Source organism: Frigidibacter sp. RF13 (assembly GCF_026626305.1).
Taxonomy (GTDB): domain Bacteria; phylum Pseudomonadota; class Alphaproteobacteria; order Rhodobacterales; family Rhodobacteraceae; genus TMP-24.
The window spans coordinates 38,057-56,744 of sequence record NZ_JAPNUE010000008.1; the positions used below are offsets into that span (position 1 = coordinate 38,057).

Below are 18,688 nucleotides of genomic sequence, written 5' to 3' on the forward strand. Positions count from 1 at the left end.
CGGTTCTGCGCTTTTTCTCTTCCGGTGTGGGCGAGAGCATTCGGCAGCGGCATCAGGATGCGTCGGAGCCGCGCTTCCAGCTGTCGGCATTCGCCACAGATGCGGGCCCGTAACATGCCTGACCGGCGTCGTTGCAGGTTCGGTCGCGCTGCCGGTCGCGGAGTACCAAGACTTTACATATTCGACATGGCCGACAATCTGCAGCGTCGCCGACTTCCGCGCGAGAAATCCTGCAGAGCGGTTGCTATGGCCTGCGTCGTAACGGGCAAGGAAAGCAACCGGAAGCGACCCGAGAAGATGATCGCCGCCGTACCTGCAGGGACATTCGTCGGTGAAACAAAATAGGGGCCAGTCGCCGAAGTGGTGAATGTCAGCGCCACGGCCGGTAAAGTGTTGGTAAATACTGCGTCTGACGGCAGCGGGCGAACCGTAATGCCATTCACACCCGCCGCGCCGACGGCAACGATGGGCAGGTTCTTCCAGATGTTGTTTGCGTGGTCCTCCGGGAACTGGATCTGGCCGCTGGTGCCCCCTTCGCCGAATTGGATCGTGTCCAAGGCGGTGAAGTTCCCGCCGCCGTTCTTGAAGATGCGCATGCGGCCCGCCACAAGCTGAGCATTCTGAGCGGGAGCGCCGTTGACCTGAGAGCCCATCACCGAGGTCCAGTGCAGGAAGGTAGCGGGCAGAGCCGCTTCTGCGCGGGCGAGCCTTGTGGTGGTAATCGGTCCGGCCGACGACCAGGCATCGACATATGCCCCGGTCAGTTCCCAAAGACAATTGTCGAAGACCGGCACCGGCCAGTTCGACAGGCCCGACGCCCTCAGGAACGCGTGCGCGGTCAGCCGGGCGAGCGCCTGGACGCCGCCGGGCGTGTTCCCGGCGCGGTCGGAAAGTTCGGCCCAGCCACCCGCATCGCCATCATGGCCGTTCACGCAGGTTGCGGGCTCGATCCCCTGCGGCAGGAACATCGTCGCGGACGGCAGTGAAAGCATCGCGCGCACGCTCTCGCGGACAAGCTGCTTGTTCTCGAGGTTGGTGTTGGGCGCACCACCAGCATAATGCGTCGCATCCTGCATGTCGGCGTCGATATCGAACCGGTGTGGGCCAAAGATCACCCATTTGGTCTCCGCATAATCGTAGAATTCGCCGAACCAGTGATCAGCATGATAGGACTGGCCGGACCCGTAATTGATCGTGGCCGGGAAGGTGACTGTCGCCCCCGCCGTGTCCTTGCCGGAGATGAGCGGAAAAAGTGCCTGACCGTAGTTTCCAGCCAGATTGCCCGGCGAGGCGTAACAAGACATGGCGGCAATCCCGACCTTCTGACCGTCGGCGGTCGCGAAGTCATGCAGCGCTTTGTCGGCCGACCGAAGGCGGCTCGGGTCGGAATCATTTACCAGCGCGCGTGTATCGGTGCCCGCAATCGTCTGGAAGATGACAGCGAATTTCTCGCCCCGGCGCGCGGCGATCAGCGTCGCGGCAATCGCGGCGACAGCGGCCGTTTAGGGCTGGCTGTCACAAATCACGAAGCGCTGCGGTGTCGTGGGGGCGCCGACGAGGATCTGCACCACCTCGGGGTCGCTGACCGATGGCGCCGTTGTGCCGTTGCAAGAGCTATTGATGATCCGCTCCGGCTCCGACTGGCCCCAGATCGCGATCACATGGCCCACACCGAACCGGTTCGCGCCCTGCGCTACCACGCCCGGTTGGTTTTTAGGCCTGACCTCGGGCCGGAACCACGAGGCCCTGTGCGGCGCTGTGATCTGGCCCGACCAGGTCCCGCCCACCGAGATCGTGCCGATATCGGCCCACGCTGTCGTCGTCGCGCCGCCGTCGTTGAGAGACACGGAACGCGCCTGAACAGGTTCACCCGCCACACCGGTGCCACTCAAGGCCACGGTCGTGCTCGACCCTCCGAAAACAAAACCGCTGTCGAAAAGCACCTTGTCGCGCGTAAGAGCACTAACGGTGACGAAACCGCTGGGTGGCCCCCGCGTTCTGCTGATGACGGTGCATCTGGAAGGAGAGAGAAAGGTTGAACATTCAGGATCCCGCTGTTGGGCGCAGGGATTAGCCTCACAACAACCAGCCCCGAGCGGAGCGGTTAACGGCATCTTCCCGGATGACTCGGGCCGCCATGGCGATCGGGCGCGGCCCGGATTCCTCGCGTCGCGACAATCGTGTTCCCAGAAGTACCACGAGTGTCGTTGGCTTTGCGTTTGCGCCGCAAGTCGCGCACGCCAGGGGTAGTCGGCGTCAAGACCTGACGAATCGCCGACGCAACGTCTGCAATTACGCGAAAATCATCATCAGTGACCAACAGTAAGCGCCGATGTGAAACAATAGGCGCGTCGCCCGTGCCGACAAGTCTCGCCTGCGCTAATCAACTACACTATCTTGCCAAGGCGGGCCTACGCACGTGAAACGGGATTGCCTGTTGTCATCGACGACCACATATGCGCGCCAGATGCCTACCGTAGCGCCAGACGCGGCTGCGCAGGTCGGCTCCGTCCGGGCCTGCCCGCAGCCCGACGCCGGCCATCGCTGCAACCGAGCAGTTTGGAGCGATACCAGACCAAGAACAGGGGGAGCGCGTGCGCCATACTTAGCCCGGCCCTTGCACCCCATCGGCACGCGAGGACCGCTGTCCCGAAGCGGGGCGGGAACATGCTGATCCAGCCGCCACCGCAGTCCGGGACATCCGCGCTCGGGCTCTCTCGCATTCGGCCCGTCCGCGCGCTGATGAGCATGCCCTGCGCCGATGTGGGCGTCGGCAACACCTGCCGCTCGCTCATGCGCGCGGCCGCCGCGCTCGGCTATGAGGTCGATCTTCATACCAGCCGCTCCGACAGCCGGTCAGAGGCGGGTTTTCCGCTCCACAGTTTCATCTCTGGTCCCTTGGCGCATCTGCCGCACCGGATCACCCGGCGCTACAGCGTGCCACGCGCCCACCGCGCCTATCTTCAGACGCTTCGCCCCGGCGACATCGCCTATCTCTGGCCCTCGGTGCCCTGGCGCATCTTCGCGGAACTGCGCGCCCGCGACGTGATCGTCGTGACCGAGGCGATCAATACGCTGATGCGGCACGCCAAGCCGATCCTCGACGCCGAATACGACCGTCTCGGCCTGCCGCCAACTCACCGGATCACCGACACCCGGATCGCCGACGAGGAGGCGCGCCTCGCGCTCACAGACGCGATCTTCAGCCCAAGCCCGGCGACCGACCGTAGTCTCGCGGCCCTTGGCGGATCGCTGCGCGTCCTTCCCGCAAGCTACGGCACGGAACTGCGCCAGACCCTGCGGCTCTGCCCGAACAAGCAGCCCGGCGCGCCGGTCCGCTTCCTGTTCGTGGGCCTTTCCTGCATTCGAAAGGGCCTTCAGGATCTGCTCGCGGCCTGGCGCGACCTGCCCGCGAATGCCCATCTGCGCATCGTGGGCCTGCGCGAGCGCGAGCTTCAGCGGCTTTACAGCGACGTGCTCCAAATGCCGAACGTCAGCGCGACGGGGTTTGCCACGGACATAGCCGCCGAATACTCGGCGGCCGATGTCTTCGTCCTGCCCTCTCTGGAAGAAGGCGACCCTCGGGTCACCTATGAGGCCGCCGCCGCCGGCCTGCCGATACTCGCGTCGCCTTTTGGTGCGGGCCGCATCGGCGCCGATACCGGCGCGGTCGTGGCTTTCGACACCCGCGACATTGCGCAATTGCGTGACCGCATCGCGGCCTTCACCGCCGATGTCGACCTGCGCCGGCATTGGGGTGAGCGCGCCTTTGCTGCCGTCCGATCCTACGGCTGGACCGACGTGGCAGAACGGCGTTTCAGCGCGCTTGGGGAAACCTTCGGCTCAACCGCCTAGCCGAGTTTCGAATGGGCGCGCCCGGCGCGCGCTGCCGCTGTCATCTGCCTGTGCCGTTCGCGGAACCCGTTACGCTGCGCATCGGAATATTCGTCTGCGCAGCGGTGGCAGGCGGCGCCTTCCTCAAATTCCGGCCGCGCACGATCTTCCGCTGACAGCGGGCGGCGGCAGGCGTAGCACATTGCATGATCGCCGGGAGCGAGCCCGTGCCCCACCGACACCCGCTGGTCGAAGACGAAACAGGCGCCATTCCAGCGGCTCTCGGCCTCGGGCACCTCCTCGAGATATCTCAGGATGCCCCCCTTCAGGTGAAAGACATCCTCGAAGCCCTCTCCCAGAAGGAAGTTCGTGGACTTTTCGCAGCGAATACCACCGGTGCAGAACATCGCAACCCGCTTGCCCTCAAATTCCGCCGAATGTGCGCGCCACCAGTCAGGAAAATCACGGAAGGTACGAATGCCGGGATCGACCGCGCCCTCGAACGTCCCGATCGCCACCTCGTAGTCGTTGCGCGTGTCGATCACGACCACATCCGGCGCCGTGATCAGCGCGTTCCAGTCCTGAGGCGCGACATAATTACCAACGCGGGCCAACGGATCGACATCCGGCTGTCCCATCGTCACGATCTCCCGCTTCAGCCGCACCTTCATCCGGCCAAAAGGCATCGTCTCGGCGCGGCTTTCCTTCCATTCGATCTCGGCACAGCCCGGCAAGGTTCTTATGTGGGCCAGGACCCTGTCGATCCCCTCGCGCGATCCGGCGATGGTGCCGTTGATCCCCTCGCGCGCCAGAAGCAGCGTGCCCCTGACACCACCCGCCTCGCAGGCGGCCAAAAGCGGCCCGCGCAGCGAAGCGGGATCGGGAAAGGCTGTGAACTGATAGAGGGCGGCCACTGTGATCATGAACCGGTCATAGAAAAGCCCTTGCGCGCACGCAAGGCGCGATCAAGTCTCCGCCGCCGCCAGCGCTAGCCCGCGCACGACGGCGGTGAAGACGTCGGACCGTTCGAAGGCTGCCGCCGGGAAAAGGGCGCGCACCTGTCGGTCAACCGCGCCCAGAAGGCTGGACCCGCCAACAAAGATCACGCGCGCGACGTCCTGTGGTGAAACCCCGGCCGTTCCCAGCGTCTCGCCGATGGCAAGGCCGATCTGCCAGGCGGGCGGGGCAAGCACCTCGGCAAGGTCTGCGGCGGCCAGCACCGGCCGCAGACCCGTCTCGACCATCGAAAGATCGACCGCGCCTGATCCGTGGTCGTTCGCGGCCAGCTTCGCCGCCTCGACCGCGAAGGCGACATCATGGCCCATCTCATCCTCGATCACGCTGACCAGCCGCCCGAGCCTGCGCGGCTCGACCGCCTGACGCGCCCAAAGACGCACCTCGCGAAGTGTGGCCGGGCTGTAAAGGAAGGCGATCTTCTCCCAGCTCGCCAGCTCATGAAACAGGGCCTGCGGCACGACGTGCAAACCCGGCCCCAGTTCATTGCGCAGCTGGCCGCCCATGCCGAGCAGAGGCATCACCCGCGCAAGGCTGAGCATCCGGTCGAAATCGGTGCCGCCAAGGCGAATGCCGTGGCTGGCAATCACGCGGATCCCGCGCTCCGCAGGCTCGAACAGGGTGAAGTCCGAGGTGCCCCCGCCGATGTCGACGATGAGGCCAAGCCCTGATCCCACGCCAGTTGCCCGCGCGGCGGCTTCGGGTTCGGCCAGAAACCGGACCTCGCGAAAGCCCGCCATCGCATAGCATTCGGCAAGGTCTTCCGCCGCCTTCGCGTTGCGCACCGGATCGGCGCTGTGAAACCGCACCGGGCGGCCTGCCACGACGCGGTCCACCGGCCTGCCAAGCGTAGCCTCGGCACGCGCGCGAACTTCCGTGAGGAATTCCGCGACGATATCCAGAAGTGTCAGGCGGCGGTTAAGGAACTGCCGCCTCTCACGAGCCAGCGGTGTGCCGAGGATGGACTTCAACGCCCGCATGAAACGCCCGTCGCGGCCCTCGATCATCGCGCCCACCGCCGCGCTGCCGATCAGCGTCGCGCGCGCCGCGTAATCAAGGAAGACCGCCGTGGGCAGCGTTTCGCGCCCAGCCTCGAGCGGGATCATCACCGCGCGTCCCCCGCTCAGGACCGCCGCTGCCGAATTGGACGTGCCGAAATCCACACCAATCGCTGCCGGTCCCATGAAGCCTCCCTTTCGGAAAGGCGCCGCAGGTAGCAGATGACCGCCTCCGCCGCAACCCGGCCCCATTGACCGCACCCGCCCCGGTCCTTACCCATGGGCGGGATACGGAGGTGAGCCATGCGCCCAGAGACCCATGCCCTGATCGTCATCGACGTGCAGAACGATTTCTGCCCGGGCGGCGCGCTGGCTGTTGCCGAGGGCGATGCCATCATTCCGCGCGTCAACGCGCTGATAGACGACTTCGCGGTCAGGGTGCTGACCCAGGACTGGCACCCGGCCAACCATTCCTCTTTCGCCGCGAACCATCCCGGCGCCCAGCCCTTCAGTCTGACCGAAATGCCCTATGGCCCCCAGGTCCTCTGGCCCGCCCATTGCGTGCAAGGCTCGCAAGGCGCGGCCTTCCACAAGGATCTGCGGACCGATCCCGCCGATCTGGTGATCCGCAAGGGCTTCCGCGCCGCGATCGACAGCTATTCCGCCTTCTTCGAAAACGACCACAAGACACCGACGGGCCTTGAGGGCTATCTGAAGACCCGTGGCGTCACCAACCTGACCTTTGTCGGCCTCGCAACTGACTTCTGTGTCGCCTATTCGGCCATCGACGCGGCTGGCCTCGGCTTCAAGGTCACGGTGCTGGAGCGTGCCTGCCGGGCCATCGACCTGAACGGCTCACTCGCCGACGCGCGCGACAAGATGCGCGCGGCGGGCGTGCGGCTGGAGGCCTGAGATGGTCGATATCGCCACCCGCGTCCACAATCACAACTGGAAGATCGACCCGATCGTCCGGTCGCTGCTGGACGACGATTTCTACAAGCTCCTGATGTGCCAGTCGATTTTCCGCAACCGCCCGGATACGACCGTCGCCTTCAGCCTGATCAACCGCTCGTCCAAGGTGCGCCTCGCCGAACTGATCGACGAGGGCGAGCTGCGCGAACAGCTTGACCATGTGCGGTCCCTGTCACTCACCCGCGGAGAAAGCACCTGGCTGCGCGGCAACACCTTCTATGGCAAGCGCCAGATGTTCCGTTCCGATTTCATGGAATGGTTCGAGGGGCTGCGACTGCCCGCCTATCACCTCGAAAAACGCGACGGCCAGTATGAGCTGACCTTCGAGGGCCGCTGGCCCGAGGTGATGATGTGGGAAATACCCGCGCTCGCGGTGCTGATGGAGCTGCGCTCGCGCGCGGTTCTGCAGGAAATGGGCAAGTTTGAACTGCAGGTCCTCTACGCCCGCGCGATGGCCCGGCTCTGGGAAAAGATCGAGCGGCTGAAGAAGATCGACGGGCTGCGCATCGCGGACTTCGGTACAAGGCGGCGGCATTCCTTCCTCTGGCAGGACTGGTGCGTGCAGGCGATGATCGAGGGGCTCGGCCCTGCCTTCATCGGCACCTCGAACTGCCGCATCGCCATGCGCCGCGACATCGAGGCCATCGGCACCAACGCCCACGAATTGCCGATGGTCTATTCGGCGCTCGCCGACAATGACGAGGAACTCAGGCAGGCGCCTTACCGCGTCCTTGCCGACTGGCACGAAGAACATGACGGCAACCTGCGCATCATCCTGCCCGACACCTACGGCACGGCGGGGTTCCTCAAGCGCGCGCCCGACTGGCTGGCGAAATGGACCGGCATCCGCATCGATTCCGGCGATCCGGCGGCGGGCGCCGAAACCGCGATCGCCTGGTGGAAGGATCGCGGCGAGGATCCGCGCGAGAAACTGGTGATCTTCTCCGACGGGCTCGATGTGGAAAAGATCGAGGAACTGCACGCCCGCTTCCGGGGCCGCGTGAAGGTCAGCTTCGGCTGGGGCACGCTTCTGACCAACGACTTCCGCGGCCTTGCCTCCGGCGACAGGCTCGCCCCGTTCAGCCTGGTCTGCAAGGCCGTCGCGGCGAACGGGCGGCCGACCGTCAAGCTTTCGGACAACCCCAACAAGGCGATGGGTCCGAAGGACGAGGTCGCGCGCTACATGCGGGTCTTCGAGGTGGGCGCACAACAGGCAAGCGAAGTCGTCGTCTGACCCGCATTAGCCCTCCGTTAAGCCGCCTCTGCTAGGACGGTTCCCGGGTGAAAGATCAGGGTGGTGGAATGGCCAGGCAGTCGAATGCCGCGCCGGTCATCATCAAACGCAAGAAGGTCAGCGGCGGAGACGGGCATCATGGCGGCGCCTGGAAAGTCGCTTACGCGGACTTCGTGACCGCGATGATGGCCTTCTTCATGTTGATGTGGCTGCTGAACGCGACGACCGAAAAGCAGAGGAAAGGCATCGCGGACTATTTCAGCCCGACGATCCCGCTTTCGCGCATCTCGGGCGGCGGCGATGGATCGTTCGGTGGCGAGAGCGTCTTTTCCGAGGATCAGATCGCCCAGAACGGCACCGGCGCCTCAAGCCTGAAGCCCACGACCGAGGATCAGGCGCTCGGCCAGACCGGGACAGAGACGCTCGAGGACCCGCCCGACAAAGGCAAGTTCGATGAGGAGGTCCGCAAGATCGAAGAGGCCTTGATGGGGATCGGCGGCGAAAGCATGGTCAGCGACGAGGTCATGCGCCACATCACCACGCGCCTCACCGACGAAGGCCTGATCATCGAGTTCTTCGATGTCGAGAACGATCCCCTGTTCGAAGAGGGCACCGCCATCCCCCGCCCCATCGTGACCGAGCTTGCGGGCGTTCTGAACCGTGTCTTCGGCCTAGTGACCAATCAGGTCGCGATCAACGGCCATATCCGTGCCCAGCCTGCGGTCCTGAAAAACAACCCCGCCTGGGATCTTTCAGCCGAACGGGCCATGCAGATGCGCAAGCTGATCGAGGCGACGGGTTTTCCGCCCGCCCGCATCCAGCGGGTGACCGGCTTCGCCGACCGCAGGCCCGCGCTGAAGAACCCGCTCGCCATCCGCAACAGCCGGTTGGAAATCATCCTCCTGCGCAAAGGCAAATAGGCGAAGGCGCGATAAAGCGCTGAGGATTTTAACCGTTAGGGCGATGTTAAGCCGCCGTGCTGCAACTTGGCCGCCAATCGACGGACTGAGCAGCAGAAAGGCGGCGAACCGATGTCCATCTCTTCCTCCCTCAATGCAGGGGTGGCCGGGCTCAGCGCGAACGCGACCCGGCTTGCAACCATTTCCGACAATATCGCCAACTCAGGCACCTACGGCTACAAGCGCGTCTCGACCGATTTCGAGAGTTTCGTGATCAACCAGGCGCGCGGTTCCGGTGTCTACTCGGCCGGCGGCGTGCGCGCCTCGACCTCGCGCCTGATCGATGAACACGGGCCACTCGTCGGAACCGGCAATGCGCTTGATATCGCTGTAGCAGGGCGCGGCATGCTGCCAGTGACGACGGCTGTGTCGCTGAACGCCACCACCGGCGAACGGCCATTGATGATGACGACGACCGGCGCCTTCCGCCCGGATGCCGACGGAATCCTGCGGACGGAATCGGGCCTTGTACTTCTCGGCTGGCCCGCCAATGCGGATGGCTCGATCCCGATCCTGCCGCGCGACACGATCGCCGGATTGCAGCCGGTGGTGATCAACGCCAACCAGACGGCGGGCGACCCGACCACGGCCATGAACCTCGGCCTGAACCTGCCGGCGACCGAGACCGAGACGGGGCGCTCCGGCAGCACATTGCCGCTCTCCATCGAATATTTCGGCAATCTCGGCACGTCCGAAACGCTCGACATTTCCTTCACACCTACGATCCCGGCGACCGGCTCGTCGAATACATGGACGATGGTCATCCGTGATTCCGCTCAAGGGGGCGCTGTCATTGGGGACTATACTCTGGTGTTTGACAGCACCCGCGCCAACGGCGGCACGTTGGCTTCGGTCACGGTGAATGCGGGCGGTACCTATAACGCCACGACCGGCAATCTCGACCTGACCGTCGCAGGCGGCCCGATCACCATGCACATCGGCGCCCTCGGCGACGCAAACGGGCTGACGCAGCTTTCAGACAGTTTCGCGCCGACCTCGATCACCAAGGATGGCTCCCCTGTGGGCAACCTCACCGCCGTCGAGGTCGATGACAACGGCTATATCACCGCGACCTATGACACGGGCTTTACCCGCCGCATCTATCAAATCCCGGTGGTGGATGTGCCGAACCCCAACGGGCTCATCTCGCTCAACAACCAGACTTTCCAGGTCTCGCCCGATTCCGGTTCCTTCTTCCTGTGGAATGCGGGCGACGGGCCGACCGGGCCGATCCAGGGCTATGCGCGCGAGGGCTCTGCGACCGACGTGGCCGCGGAACTGACCGCGCTCATCCAGACCCAGCGCGCCTATTCCTCGAATGCCAAGGTGATCCAGACCGTCGACGAGATGCTGCAGGAAACCACCAACATCAAACGCTGACCCTGAACCAGGGCGGGGCTGACCCCGCGCGGAAAGGCTTAAAATGGGCCTGACGACAACGCTTGCGAATGCCCTCTCCGGTCTCAACGCCGCCTCGCGCGGCGCTGATGTCGTATCACAGAACATCTCGAACGCGCGGACGCCCGGTTATGCGCGGCGCGAGCTGAACCTCTCGGCGCTCTCGCTCGGCGGCCAGGGCGCGGGCGTCTGGATCGACGGCGTGACCCGCTCGCTCAACCAGACGCTTCTGACCGACCGCCGCCTTGCCGATGCCGATGTGGCGGCGGCGGGCACACGCACTGCATTTCTGACGGCGGCCGAACAGGCGCTTGGCCAGCCCGGCGATTCCGGATCGCTCGGCGGGCTTTACGCCGCGTTCGACGCGGCGCTTGTGCAGGCAGCAAGCCGCCCGGATTCGCAGGCGCGGCTGCAGGAGGTCGTCGATGCCGCAAACGATCTGGCGACGAAGTTCAACGGCCTAACCCGCACGCTGCAACAGGCACGGATGGACGCCGATGATGCGATCGCGACCAAGGTGGGCGAGCTGAACAAGCTTCTGATCCAGACAGACGAGCTGAATGCCGACATCCTCGCCACTCGCGCCTCAGGGCGCGATGCGACGGCGCTGATGGACCAGCGGCAGGGCCTTGTCGACCGGATCTCGCAGATCGTTCCGGTGCGCGAGGTCGCGCGCGACCATGACCAGATCGCGCTTTTCACCACCGGCGGTGCGATCCTTCTGGAAGGCAACCCCGCCACCATCGGCTTTTCGCCGGTTGGCGTCATCACCGCCGACATGACGCTCGCGTCCGGCGCGCTGTCGGGCCTGACGATCAACGGCCAGCCAGTGCCCTCGGGCCCGACCGGAGTTCTTGGCGGCGGCGCGCTTGGCGCGCAGTTCTCGGTCCGTGACGAGCTCGCGCCCGAGATCCAGATGCAGATCGACGCGCTGGCCCGCGACCTGATGGAACGGTTCGAGGCACCGGGGGTCGATCCCACGCTGACACCGGGCCAGCCTGGGCTTTTTACCGACGCAGGATTGCCCTTCGACCCGTTGATCGAGGAAGGTCTTGCCGGACGCCTCCGCCTCAATGCGCTGGTTGATCCCGCCCTGGGAGGCGCGCTCTGGCACTTGCGCGACGGGCTTGGCGCCGCCACGCCCGGGCAGGTGGGCGATGCCACGCTGCTCAACAGCCTGCGCGACGCGCTAACTGCCCAACGCATTCCCGCCTCGGGCCCCTTCATCGGCACCGGCCGCTCGGCCGGAGGCCTCGCGACCGACGTCCTGTCGCAGGTGGCAAGCAACAGGCAGAACGCGGAATCGCGCGAGGCCTACACGACCGCGCGCCAGACCAGCCTCACCGACCTGCAACTGAAGGATGGCGTCGACACCGACGCCGAACTGCAGAACCTCCTCCTGATCGAGCAGGCCTTTTCGGCCAATGCCCGTGTGATCCAGACCGTCGATGACCTCATCAACAAACTGATCGGACTTTAAGCCATGACCAGCATCAGCCAGGGCGACATGGCACAGGCCTTCCTGCTCCGCCGCCAGAATGCCGATCTGAAAACGGCGCTGAGCCGGCTGACTTATGAGATGAGTTCCGGGCGTCAGCAGGACCTGTCGAAGGCCGTGGGCGGCGATTTCAAGGTACTCGCGGGGCTCGAACACAGCCTATCGGTGCTCTCGTCATTCCGCACCGCGGCGCGCGAGGCTGGCACGCTGACCGAAAACCTGCGGACGGCATTGGAGACGGTGCAGACGATCACCACCGATCTTGCGCCCTCGCTCAATTCGGCTGGCACGACCGGCGGCGCCACCCATATCGCAACCGCCGCCTATGACGCGCGGCAAAAGCTTTTCTCGGCCGTCTCCGCTCTCAATTTCCGCGTCGGCGACCGCTATGCCCTGTCGGGCACCGCAACCGACCAGAAACCGATCCTCGGCGCACAGGACATCCTTGACGAGCTTGCCATCGCCATTACCGGCCAGGTCACCGCGACCGGCGTGATCGGCGCGGTCGATGCCTGGTTCGACGCGCCGCCGGGCGGTGGCGGCTATGTCGACACGATCTACGGCGGAGCCGCCACGCCGCTGCAACCTTTCCGGATCGGCGAGGGGGAAGAGGCGAGCCTTACCCTGACCGCGACCGACGATACATTGCGCGGCACGCTGAAGGGCCTCGCCCTTGCCGCCATCATCGAGGAAGGCGCGCTGCCGGGCGATCTGGTGGGCCAGGGGGTGCTGATGAAGACCGCCGGGCAAAGGCTGATGGGCTCGGGCACCGATCTTGCCACGCTCCGCGCCAACCTCGGCGCGGTCGAGGCGCAGATCGCCACGGTCTCGACGAAGAACGAAAACGAAACCTCGGCGCTGGAGATTGCCCGCAACCGCATCGTCGCCGCCGACCCTTACGAGACGGCGAACGACTTACAGGCAGTGCAGACCCAGCTTGAGACGCTTTACGCCATCACCGCGCGGCTGTCGCGCCTTTCGCTCGCGGATTACCTCAGATGAGATATCTATTGGCCTGCCTGATCGCACTTTGGGCGGCAGGCGCCGCCGCAGGACCGATCCGCATCAAGGATCTCGTCGAATTCGACGGGGTGCGCGGCAACGATCTGGTGGGCTACGGGCTTGTCGTGGGGCTTAACGGCACCGGCGACGGCATCCGGAATGCGCCTTTTACCGAAGAGATCATGTCGAACCTCCTCGAACGGCTGGGCGTGAACGTGACCGGCGAGACGTTCCGGCCGAAGAACGTGGCGGCCGTGTTCGTTACGGCGACATTACCGCCGTTCGCGCGGGCGGGCAGCCAGATTGATGTTACGGTCTCGGCCATCGGCGACGCGAAGAGCCTGCTCGGCGGAACTTTGGTGATGACGCCTTTGAACGCCGCCGACGGTGAAATCTATGCTGTCGCGCAGGGCACGATCATCGCGGGTGGCGTCTCGGCCCAGGGCGACGCTGCGAGCGTGACACAGGGCGTGCCCACGGCAGGCACCATCCCCTCGGGCGCGCGCGTGGAACGCGAGATCGCCTTCGACCTGCGCAGCCTCGACACGGTGCGGCTGGCGCTGCGGACGCCGGATTTTACCACGGCGGCGCGGATAGAAGAGGCAATCAACAAGGAGTTCCGCAAGCCGGTCGCGCTGATGACCGATCCGGGGACCGTTGCCCTGTCGATCACCGCGACGGGCGTCCGCTCGCCCGCCCATGTGCTGGGCAAGATCGAAAATATCGTGGTCGAACCCGAACAGCGCGCTCGGGTGGTGATCGACCAGCGCTCTGGCACGATCGTGATGGGCCAGGACGTGCGGATCAGCCGGGTCGCGGTCAGCCAGGGCAACCTGACCTTGCGGGTGGAGGAAGAGCCGAACGCGGTGCAACCCAACCCGTTCGCCGAAGGCGAAACCGTGGTCGTGCCGCGCACCTCGGCTTCGATCACCGAAGAGCCGGGGATTGGCATGGCGGAGATCCGGGACGGGGCCTCGCTGTCGGAGGTTGTCGCAGGACTTAACGCGCTTGGCGTCTCGCCGCGCGACATGATCGACATATTGAAAAGCATCAATGCCGCGGGTGCGCTACATGCGGAGTTTGTGGTGCAATAGAAAGGGCGCCTCACCCCGGCTTGCGTGCCCTCAGATGCGAGGGGCAATGTTCGCCGCTGTCCAGAACCGGGATCATCCGCGACCAGATGCCGATATTCTCGTCGACGAAGCCCTGACCGACGATTCGGGCCGCCTCTGCCCCCATCTCGCCCTGCAAACGCGCAAGCTCGGTCCGCGCCACCTGCTTGTACCAGTCGTTACGGCTTTTCACCGAAATGTCAGTAAAACCCGCCTCCGCCATCGCCTCGCGATAGCGCGCGGGCGAGGCCATGCCGAAATCGAGCCCTTCGGCGGCGATATAGGCGGCCATTTCCGCTGACGGGGGCCCCTCGCGGCCGATCAGCCAGTCGGAGGCCATGAACCAGCCGCCGGGCTTAAGCACTCGGAAAACCTCGCGCATCAGGGCGTGCTTGTCGGGAATATGGACGATGGAATCCTTGGAAAAGACCACATCGAACGTCCCGGGCGGAAAGGGCAAGGGCCCTGGCGCCACCTTAACGCAGCCGATCCGGCCCTGAAGCCCCGCCGCCGCGACCAGCGACCGGGCCCGGGCCAGAACGCTGTCCTCGACGTCGATGCCGGTGACATAACCCGCCCCATGGGAACGCACGAGCGCAAGGTCGATCCCCCCTGCCCCACAACCGATGTCGAGGACGGACATACCCGCGATATCTGCGCCTTCAAGCACCCGCGCCACCTCGGCAGGCCCGCCCGGCGACAGGAACCCTTCGCCCCAGATCGCCTCAAGCATGCCAATCATCCGCGCGTGATAAAGTTCGCCGCCTTCCGCTTCCATTGTTTCCGCCCCCCTCTCCAGCCTCTACTCGGTCGCCTTGATCCTGACCGCCTCAAGCTCCGGCCAGTCGCTTGCGGCAAGAACTTCGGCCGGGTCGTTCACATCGCGCGTCCAGACGAAGAGACAGAGGAACGGCTCCGGCCCGACCTTGGTCAGATGCGGGCGGAAAGGTTCGTTCCAGACCGGTCGGTGGGCGGGCAGGATCGTCAAGGGGCGATCCACCCCGAAGCGCCAGCCATGCGGGCCGGTCAGCGGCGCGTAGAGTTCGGGCGCCCGGTGCCTATGATCGCGGTAAAGGACATGCGGTGCGATGAGGAAGAGACCCATATCCCAGTCCTCCGCCTTGACCGGCGCCGCCTCGCCCACCAGCGAGGCAAAGGCATGGCCTTGCATGAAGTCCGCGCCGATCAGTTCCGGGTCGTAGAGGTCATAAGTGATCCAATCGAGATGCGGCGCGGCAGCGGCAATCGCCGCCGACAGGCCGGGAAAGTCTGCCGTCAGGGAACCGAGTGCCGGCGCCAGCCAACGATCGACGATCTTATTGGCGGGCCCCGGTCGGGCGCGGGGCACATAATCGCGCCAATGAGCTAGGCCTTGGCGCACTTCCGCGAGGCCCGGGCCATCGAGACCCGCGAGGTAGTGATCAGCCTCGGCGATCAGGCGACGGATTGCCAAAGCGCCATCTGAACGGCTTTGAACCGGAACCTCGCCCAGGAGCCCGCGCGCCTTCAGGAGCGCGCCCGGATCCTCACCGTCTCGCGCCGAACAGATGCGGTAGACCTCCAGCGCCCCGTCCGACAGAAGGCCCCGCCGGTTGAAATGCATTGCGGCTGCATAGCGGCGGCGGCCCGACCCGGGCTCGCCCAGTGTAGCCGTCAGATGCAGGAACTGCCGCTGATCCTCCTCCGCGTCGCTCATCGCCTCACTCATTCGCCCGGTAGGCCATCTGCGCATCGAGATCGCGCCGCCGCTCGGCCCGGTTGAGGAGAATGCCTGCGATGATCACGCCGAGGCCCACGACACAGACGGTGATCGTGGCGAGCGCGTTGATGTCTGGCGTAACGCCGAGCTTGACCTTCGACCAGATGAGGATCGGCAAGGTCGTCGATCCCGGGCCGGTGGTGAAGCTGGTGATCACCACATCATCAAGCGAGATGGTGAAGGCCAAGAGCCAGCCCGACAGGATCGCTGGCGAGATGATGGGCAAGGTGATGTCCTTCATCACCTGCCAGGGGCGTGAGCCGAGATCCATCGCCGCCTCCTCGACCGCGATGTCGGCGTCGCGCAGCCGCGACTGGATGATGGCTGTCACGAAGGTGAGCGAGAAGGTGATATGGGCCAGCGTGATCGTGGTGAAGCCGCGCTGGGTCTTCCAGCCGAAAGCGGCCTCCAGCAGGTTCGAGATGAGGATGAAGAAGATCAGAGTCGAAATGCCGGTGATGACCTCGGGCATGATGAGCGGCGCCGTCACCAGACCGGAAAAGAAGGTGCGTCCGCGAAAGCGCCTGAAGCGGGCAAGCGCGATCCCGGCCATCGTGCCGAGGATCGTCGCCACAGTCGCGCTCGTCAACGCGATCCTGACCGAAAGCCAGGCGGCATCGAGCACCTGATCGTTCGCGAAAAGCTTCGCGTACCATTTCGTCGAAAAGCCGCCCCAGACCGTCGCAAGACGCGCGTTGTTGAAGGAGAAGACGATCATCGAAAGGATCGGCACGTAGAAGAAGGCAAAGCCGAAGGCGAGGACCGACATCAGGAAGACGGGGCGGCGGTTCATGGCTCCATCGCCTTCTTCTCCTGCGCCTTCGCCTCGAAATGGGTGTAGAGCATCATCGGCCCGACCATGAGGAAGAGCAGCGCCACCGACACGGCCGACGCCATCGGCCAGTCGCGCGCCGAGGCGAATTCGTCTGAGATTACCCGCCCGATCATCGGTTGCGACGGGTTTCCGACAAGGCCAGGAATGATCAGTTCGCCACAGGCCGGGATGAAAACCAGCATTGCGCCCGCAATGATCCCCGGGATCGACAGCGGCAAGGTCACGTCGAGAAAGACCCGGAAGGGGCGAGAGCCGAGGTCCATCGCGGCCTCGTCAAGCGTCAGGTCAAGTTTCTCGAGGTTCGCGTAGAGCGGCAGGATCATGAAGGGCAGATAGGAATAGACCGTGACCAGCACGACCGCGAAATTGGTGTGCATCATCTGGATCGACCGGATCGCCCAGTCGTCGGGCACGAGGCCGTTGTAGATCGAGGTCAGAAGCCGGTTGAACCAGCTGTTGGTGCCCATGAGCCCCATCCAGGCATAGACGCGCAGCAGGAACGAGGTCCAGAACGGCAGGATCACCAACATCAGAAGGACATTGCGCGCCGACCGCGATACGCGCGTGAGGCCGAGTGCCATCGGATAGCCGATCAGGAGGCACAGAAGCGTCGCCAGCGCCGCGTTCCGGATCGAGATCAGGAAGGCGCGGCGATAGAGGTCGTCTTCCAAGAGCCGGGCGAAATTCTCGAAATTGAGGAAGCTGCCATCGACCCCGAAGGAAAAGGGCGGCGAGGTCGGGGTGCGCGAGGCAAAGCTCATCGCAGTGACGATCATGAACGGCAGGAGGAAGAAGATCGTCAACCAGACATAGGGCGTGGCGATCGTAAGATCCGCCCAGCCCCGGCGGTGGAACCAACGCCGGAGGCGCGCGGTGCGTGGCTTGGGCGGTGCGGTGTTGGCGGCGGAAATCTCGGTCATCGTCTGTCTCACGCCGTCAGAAGGATGGCGGCCGACGGGTCGAAGCTGAGCCAGACGTCGTCCTCCCAGGTGGCAACACGTTCGGCCTCGGCGGCGCGGCGGGCGTTGGCGGAATGGGCGGTCAGGACGGCACCGGACGGCAAGCGCACCTTGTAAAGCGAATCCTTACCGAAATAGCCCACGTCGCTGACCACCCCCTGCACCGCATTGGGCAAATCGGGGCGGCCACGGCTGATGGTTAGTTTCTCGGGGCGCACGGCAAGCGTCAGCGCCTGTCCTGCCGCCAGCCCCGGCACGGCACGCGCGCTCATCCGCCCGCCAAAGGCCGGAACCTCGACCTGGGCCAGATCGCCCGCGACCGAAACCACTGACGCCTCGGCGAAATTGATCGAGCCGATGAAGCCCGCAACAAAGCGATTGGTCGGATATTCATAGACCTCGGTCGGCGATCCGACCTGCTTGACCTCGCCCTTGTCCATCACCGCCATCCGGTCCGACAGGATCATTGCCTCTTCCTGGTCGTGGGTGACGACGATGAAAGTCGTGCCGGTCTTGTGCTGGATGTCCATCAGCTCAAATTGGGTATGTTCGCGCAGTTTCTTGTCGAGTGCGGCCAGCGGTTCGTCCAAGAGCAGAAGCTTCGGCTGCCGCGCCAGCGCGCGGGCCAGCGCCACGCGCTGCCGCTGGCCGCCGGAAATCTGGTGCGGCTTGCGATGGGCGAACTGCGAAAGCTGCACCAGTTCCAGCATCTCGCGCACACGCTCCTTGCGCCGGGCATCGGTCATGCGTTCGTGCTTCAGCCCGTAGCCCACGTTCTTTTCCACGCTCATATGCGGGAACAGCGCGTAGCTCTGGAACATCATGTTCACCGGCCGGTCATAGGCCGGCACGCCGGTCATGTCCTGCCCGTCGATGAAGATGCGGCCCTTGGTCGGCTCCTCGAACCCCGCGAGCATCCGCAGGAGCGTAGTCTTGCCGCAGCCTGATCCGCCAAGAAGGGCGAATATCTCGCCCTTCCGGATTTCAAGCGACACATTCTCGACAGCGCGGAACGTGCCAAAATACTTTGAAACCCCGTCGATCCGGATGAAGGGCGCCGGATCGACGGCACTTGCGCGGACGGTTTCCGCTTGCGCAGCTGCCTGCATGATCG

Annotated in this window: 17 protein-coding genes; 8 read left to right on the forward strand and 9 right to left on the reverse strand. The window is 64.9% G+C overall.

Translation table 11 applies throughout. The annotated features are described in order from the left end of the window. Nucleotides 1–173: 173 nt before the first annotated feature. Both OU426_RS14525 and OU426_RS14530 read right to left on the reverse strand, forming a co-directional pair. Nucleotides 174–1,304 carry a hypothetical protein gene (locus tag OU426_RS14525; RefSeq protein WP_267634759.1) on the reverse strand — a complete coding sequence of 377 codons (1,131 nt, stop codon included), beginning with the start codon at nucleotides 1,302–1,304 and terminating at the stop codon, nucleotides 174–176. Between the two features lie 198 nt (nucleotides 1,305–1,502). Beyond that, nucleotides 1,503–1,847 carry a hypothetical protein gene (locus OU426_RS14530; protein WP_267634760.1) on the reverse strand — a complete coding sequence of 115 codons (345 nt, stop codon included), beginning with the start codon at nucleotides 1,845–1,847 and terminating at the stop codon, nucleotides 1,503–1,505. An 820-nt stretch (nucleotides 1,848–2,667) separates the two neighbouring features. On the opposite strand from OU426_RS14530, the gene OU426_RS14535 reads away from it, so the two are divergent. Beyond that, on the forward strand, nucleotides 2,668–3,855 hold the full coding sequence (locus tag OU426_RS14535) for a glycosyltransferase family 4 protein (RefSeq protein ID WP_267634761.1): 1,188 nt from the start codon (nucleotides 2,668–2,670) through the stop codon (nucleotides 3,853–3,855). On the opposite strand, the gene trhO is transcribed toward OU426_RS14535, so the two are convergent. Both trhO and OU426_RS14545 read right to left on the reverse strand, forming a co-directional pair. After that, nucleotides 3,852–4,757 carry an oxygen-dependent tRNA uridine(34) hydroxylase TrhO gene (trhO, locus tag OU426_RS14540; RefSeq protein WP_267634762.1) on the reverse strand — a complete coding sequence of 302 codons (906 nt, stop codon included), beginning with the start codon at nucleotides 4,755–4,757 and terminating at the stop codon, nucleotides 3,852–3,854. The genes OU426_RS14535 and trhO overlap by 4 nt on opposite strands. 42 nt (nucleotides 4,758–4,799) lie before the next feature. Further along, nucleotides 4,800–6,032 (reverse strand): Hsp70 family protein, encoded by a 1,233-nt coding sequence (locus tag OU426_RS14545; protein ID WP_267634763.1) that lies wholly within the window; start codon nucleotides 6,030–6,032, stop codon nucleotides 4,800–4,802. Between the two features lie 117 nt (nucleotides 6,033–6,149). Between OU426_RS14545 and pncA the strand changes: the two genes are divergently transcribed. The 7 genes from pncA (at nucleotide 6,150) to OU426_RS14580 (ending at nucleotide 14,003) form a co-directional block, all read left to right on the forward strand. Beyond that, a complete protein-coding gene (gene pncA / locus OU426_RS14550) occupies nucleotides 6,150–6,758 on the forward strand; it encodes a bifunctional nicotinamidase/pyrazinamidase (RefSeq protein WP_267634764.1) in 609 nt (202 codons plus the stop codon). A 1-nt stretch (nucleotide 6,759) separates the two neighbouring features. After that, nucleotides 6,760–8,052: a nicotinate phosphoribosyltransferase gene (gene pncB / locus OU426_RS14555; protein ID WP_267634765.1), complete on the forward strand. Its 1,293-nt coding sequence runs from the start codon at nucleotides 6,760–6,762 to the stop codon at nucleotides 8,050–8,052. A 68-nt stretch (nucleotides 8,053–8,120) separates the two neighbouring features. After that, on the forward strand, nucleotides 8,121–8,972 hold the full coding sequence (locus tag OU426_RS14560) for a flagellar motor protein MotB (RefSeq protein ID WP_267634766.1): 852 nt from the start codon (nucleotides 8,121–8,123) through the stop codon (nucleotides 8,970–8,972). A 111-nt stretch (nucleotides 8,973–9,083) separates the two neighbouring features. Then, entirely contained in the window at nucleotides 9,084–10,391 is a 1,308-nt protein-coding gene (locus OU426_RS14565) for a flagellar hook protein FlgE (RefSeq protein WP_267634767.1), read from the forward strand. A 43-nt stretch (nucleotides 10,392–10,434) separates the two neighbouring features. Further along, a complete protein-coding gene (gene flgK / locus OU426_RS14570; protein WP_267634768.1) occupies nucleotides 10,435–11,889 on the forward strand; it encodes a flagellar hook-associated protein FlgK in 1,455 nt (484 codons plus the stop codon). A 3-nt stretch (nucleotides 11,890–11,892) separates the two neighbouring features. Beyond that, nucleotides 11,893–12,909 (forward strand): flagellin, encoded by a 1,017-nt coding sequence (locus OU426_RS14575; protein ID WP_267634769.1) that lies wholly within the window; start codon nucleotides 11,893–11,895, stop codon nucleotides 12,907–12,909. After that, complete coding sequence (locus OU426_RS14580; RefSeq protein ID WP_267634770.1) at nucleotides 12,906–14,003, forward strand: flagellar basal body P-ring protein FlgI; 1,098 nt, start codon at nucleotides 12,906–12,908, stop codon at nucleotides 14,001–14,003. Before OU426_RS14575 ends, OU426_RS14580 begins: the two co-directional genes overlap by 4 nt. A 10-nt stretch (nucleotides 14,004–14,013) precedes the next feature. On the opposite strand, the gene OU426_RS14585 is transcribed toward OU426_RS14580, so the two are convergent. From OU426_RS14585 to OU426_RS14605, 5 genes are read right to left on the reverse strand one after another with little or no spacing between them, the layout of a single operon-like run. Further along, nucleotides 14,014–14,799: a methyltransferase domain-containing protein gene (locus OU426_RS14585; protein ID WP_267634771.1), complete on the reverse strand. Its 786-nt coding sequence runs from the start codon at nucleotides 14,797–14,799 to the stop codon at nucleotides 14,014–14,016. A 24-nt stretch (nucleotides 14,800–14,823) separates the two neighbouring features. Further along, on the reverse strand, nucleotides 14,824–15,717 hold the full coding sequence (locus tag OU426_RS14590) for a dimethylsulfonioproprionate lyase family protein (protein WP_267634772.1): 894 nt from the start codon (nucleotides 15,715–15,717) through the stop codon (nucleotides 14,824–14,826). Between the two features lie 4 nt (nucleotides 15,718–15,721). Next, nucleotides 15,722–16,573 (reverse strand): ABC transporter permease subunit, encoded by an 852-nt coding sequence (locus OU426_RS14595; RefSeq protein ID WP_267634773.1) that lies wholly within the window; start codon nucleotides 16,571–16,573, stop codon nucleotides 15,722–15,724. After that, a complete protein-coding gene (locus OU426_RS14600; RefSeq protein WP_267634774.1) occupies nucleotides 16,570–17,535 on the reverse strand; it encodes an ABC transporter permease in 966 nt (321 codons plus the stop codon). Before OU426_RS14600 ends, OU426_RS14595 begins: the two co-directional genes overlap by 4 nt. An 8-nt stretch (nucleotides 17,536–17,543) precedes the next feature. Further along, nucleotides 17,544–18,683, reverse strand: coding sequence for an ABC transporter ATP-binding protein (locus tag OU426_RS14605; RefSeq protein ID WP_267634775.1), 1,140 nt, complete (start codon nucleotides 18,681–18,683; stop codon nucleotides 17,544–17,546). Nucleotides 18,684–18,688: the final 5 nt, after the last annotated feature.

Bases quoted from the DNA above. Each gene is read 5' to 3' on its own strand.
- OU426_RS14560 (WP_267634766.1), top strand. From the start codon at position 8,121: ATGGCCAGGCAGTCGAATGCCGCGCCGGTCATCATCAAACGCAAGAAG.
- pncB (WP_267634765.1), top strand. From the start codon at position 6,760: ATGGTCGATATCGCCACCCGCGTCCACAATCACAACTGGAAGATCGAC.
- OU426_RS14600 (WP_267634774.1), bottom strand. From the start codon at position 17,535: ATGACCGAGATTTCCGCCGCCAACACCGCACCGCCCAAGCCACGCACC.
- OU426_RS14580 (WP_267634770.1), top strand. From the start codon at position 12,906: ATGAGATATCTATTGGCCTGCCTGATCGCACTTTGGGCGGCAGGCGCC.
- OU426_RS14605 (WP_267634775.1), bottom strand. From the start codon at position 18,683: ATGCAGGCAGCTGCGCAAGCGGAAACCGTCCGCGCAAGTGCCGTCGAT.
- flgK (WP_267634768.1), top strand. From the start codon at position 10,435: ATGGGCCTGACGACAACGCTTGCGAATGCCCTCTCCGGTCTCAACGCC.
- pncA (WP_267634764.1), top strand. From the start codon at position 6,150: ATGCGCCCAGAGACCCATGCCCTGATCGTCATCGACGTGCAGAACGAT.
- OU426_RS14585 (WP_267634771.1), bottom strand. From the start codon at position 14,799: ATGGAAGCGGAAGGCGGCGAACTTTATCACGCGCGGATGATTGGCATG.
- OU426_RS14565 (WP_267634767.1), top strand. From the start codon at position 9,084: ATGTCCATCTCTTCCTCCCTCAATGCAGGGGTGGCCGGGCTCAGCGCG.
- OU426_RS14525 (WP_267634759.1), bottom strand. From the start codon at position 1,304: ATGTCTTGTTACGCCTCGCCGGGCAATCTGGCTGGAAACTACGGTCAG.
- OU426_RS14595 (WP_267634773.1), bottom strand. From the start codon at position 16,573: ATGAACCGCCGCCCCGTCTTCCTGATGTCGGTCCTCGCCTTCGGCTTT.
- OU426_RS14535 (WP_267634761.1), top strand. From the start codon at position 2,668: ATGCTGATCCAGCCGCCACCGCAGTCCGGGACATCCGCGCTCGGGCTC.
- OU426_RS14590 (WP_267634772.1), bottom strand. From the start codon at position 15,717: ATGAGCGACGCGGAGGAGGATCAGCGGCAGTTCCTGCATCTGACGGCT.
- trhO (WP_267634762.1), bottom strand. From the start codon at position 4,757: ATGATCACAGTGGCCGCCCTCTATCAGTTCACAGCCTTTCCCGATCCC.
- OU426_RS14545 (WP_267634763.1), bottom strand. From the start codon at position 6,032: ATGGGACCGGCAGCGATTGGTGTGGATTTCGGCACGTCCAATTCGGCA.
- OU426_RS14575 (WP_267634769.1), top strand. From the start codon at position 11,893: ATGACCAGCATCAGCCAGGGCGACATGGCACAGGCCTTCCTGCTCCGC.